Source organism: Clostridium cavendishii DSM 21758 (assembly GCF_900141845.1).
In the GTDB taxonomy this organism is placed as follows: Bacteria; Bacillota; Clostridia; order Clostridiales; family Clostridiaceae; genus Clostridium_AG; species Clostridium_AG cavendishii.
The window spans coordinates 1-2424 of record NZ_FQZB01000045.1 but is presented as its reverse complement, the minus strand read 5'-3'; the positions used below and the strand labels follow the sequence as shown (position 1 = coordinate 2424).

2 protein-coding genes are annotated in these 2424 nt (G+C 26.0%); both read left to right on the top strand.

All coding sequences use genetic code 11. The features are described from left to right. Positions 1 to 771: sensor histidine kinase (locus tag BUB01_RS22545; protein WP_072993968.1), on the top strand; the 771-nt coding region annotated here is incomplete at its 5' end. Between the two features lie 202 nt (positions 772 to 973). Continuing rightward, positions 974 to 2424 (top strand): hypothetical protein (locus BUB01_RS22540; protein WP_143152562.1); only part of this gene is annotated, 1451 nt, incomplete at its 3' end.

The following is a 2424-nucleotide window of genomic DNA, read 5'->3' as shown; positions in this document are numbered from 1 at the left end:
ATTGAAGAAAAAGGAGTAAACATTTTAGGAAAGCTTGCTAAGAATATAAATAATTTAAAATCAGGGCTTAAAGATGCGTTAGGAAAAGAAATGAAAAGTGAGAGAATGAAGAGTGAACTTATAACCAATGTATCTCATGATTTAAAAACTCCATTAACATCTATAATTAATTATGTAGATTTATTAAAGAAGGAAGAATTAGAATCACAAAAAGCTAATGATTATATTGCTATTTTAGATAGAAAGTCTCAAAGACTTAAGGCTCTTATCGAGGATTTGTTTGAAGCATCAAAGGCTACTAGTGGTGCTTTAGATATGAATATAGAAAAGATTGAGATAACAGAGCTTCTAAAGCAAACTTTAGCAGAATTAGATGAGAAAATAGTAGCTTCGAGACTTAATTTTAAAGTAAATTTGGGTGTTGAAAAAATTTATGTCATGGGAGATGGTAGAAGAACTTATAGAGTTTTTGAGAATCTTATTCAAAATATTTTAAAATATTCTTTAGCAGGTACTAGAGTATATATTGATCTAATAAAAGAAGAAAATTCTATTAAGCTTGTTATGAAGAATATAGCAGCTTATGAGATGAATTTTGATGCTACAGAAATAGCTGAAAGGTTTAAAAGGGGAGATTTATCTAGAAACACAGAAGGATCAGGACTTGGACTTGCTATAGCAAAAAGTATAATGGAACTTCAAAATGGAAAATTGGATTTAGAAGTAGATGGCGATTTATTTAAGGCAACAGCAATATTTGGTAAACAATAAAATAGCTACTAAGATATTAAAAAAGTTCATTATGAATATAAGATTTTAACTGGAGAAGTGTATTTTCTTCAGTTAAAATTTATAAAAAGTTTTAATAAGTATACGCTATAATTGTGAAAATACAGTGATGATTTTTATAAGGAAAGCGAAATAGAAGTTGAGATAAATTTTAAACATTCCAAATGTTTAAAGGTGGTGTGGTGTGTTGATTGTAAAATTGAGAAGTAGTAAAGTATTTAGATTTATTGGAATACTTATCGTTTCAATAAGTGTTTTTATAATGTTAGCGTATGCAAGTCTTTTATTTAAATTTGATTATGTAAATACAAAAAGTTTTTATGAAACAGGCGCTTTTTTTAATGTGATAAGATCTCAAGAAATGATTCTGGTTAATGTTTTAGACTTATATAAAGGAAAAGAGAAAATAGTTTCTGTGCCTAATATAAAGTCATCTGAATTGGTTAGTGAAGATGAGGTGAAAAGTAAATTCAAGGAAAGCAATAAGAACTATGAGAAGCAGGTTTCAATTACTAATAACGAGTATGATAATTTAAAACAAGAAGCAGTAGAAAAAAACTATATAAATAGAATAAGTGAAATAGTAAAAGAGAGAGAAGAGGCATTAAGTATAATAAAAGAACATTATTATACTTCAGAAGATGAGGTAAGAAAAGAGTTAGAAAAAGATAAAGAAAAACAATATAAGACACAGACTAAAGATTTAGATGAAACTCGTATGAAATATATAGTAATAACAGACGATGATAGAATTCTAACTAATATTAAAGAAGAATATAGTGATTATATAGTAGATAAATATAAGAAAAGCAGTGATTGTTTTATTGTATTAAGAAGAGAGAATTTAGATGATAGTATCAAAATTAATGAAAGTAGCTATGACAAACAAGGTTTTGAGAAGTTCATGTATTCTTTTAAATATGGACTTAGGGAATTTAAGGATAAAAAGGTTAAGATGATGGCGTTTTTTGTTAAAAATGATGATTTAGTAGGCTCATATATATCATCTGAAAAAGCAAATTATGATTTATACGGTAAAAATAGTAAGTTGATAGGATATGCCTTTAAAATGGCAATTGTAACAAGTATACTTGGATTAGCTATGTTGATATTTAGTAAAGTTAAAGAAGAAAGTATTATTCAGAAGTTTTACAATTGGCTTTATTTTGAATTGCAAATTGGAATTCAAGTAGTTGGAGTGTTACTTGTAATTGCTAGTGTAGACACTATATTTTATGTGTTTAATCAATTAAATACAGTATATTTATATTTAATGGAGGCAAGTCTATATATAGTTTTTGAGTATTATTTATTATTATATTTGATAGGTTCAATTAGAGGTATGATAAGAAATAAGAAATTTAAAGAAAAATTTTTTATTTATAATTTATTTTGCAGATGTAAAAAAGTAACAAAAGAGATTTTAAGTTACAAGTCGACAAGATTTAAATTTATAATTTTTGCTATATTTACTCTTATATTTATATTAATATCATTAACAGTTGCAAGAGAGATGTGGGGTTGGCGTGATACATTGTTCATTGTTTTTATACTTTATACTTTGTCATATTTTGGATGTTTGTTTCTTTATGGATTTAAGTTCATGAAACATTTAAATAAGATATTAGATGGAAC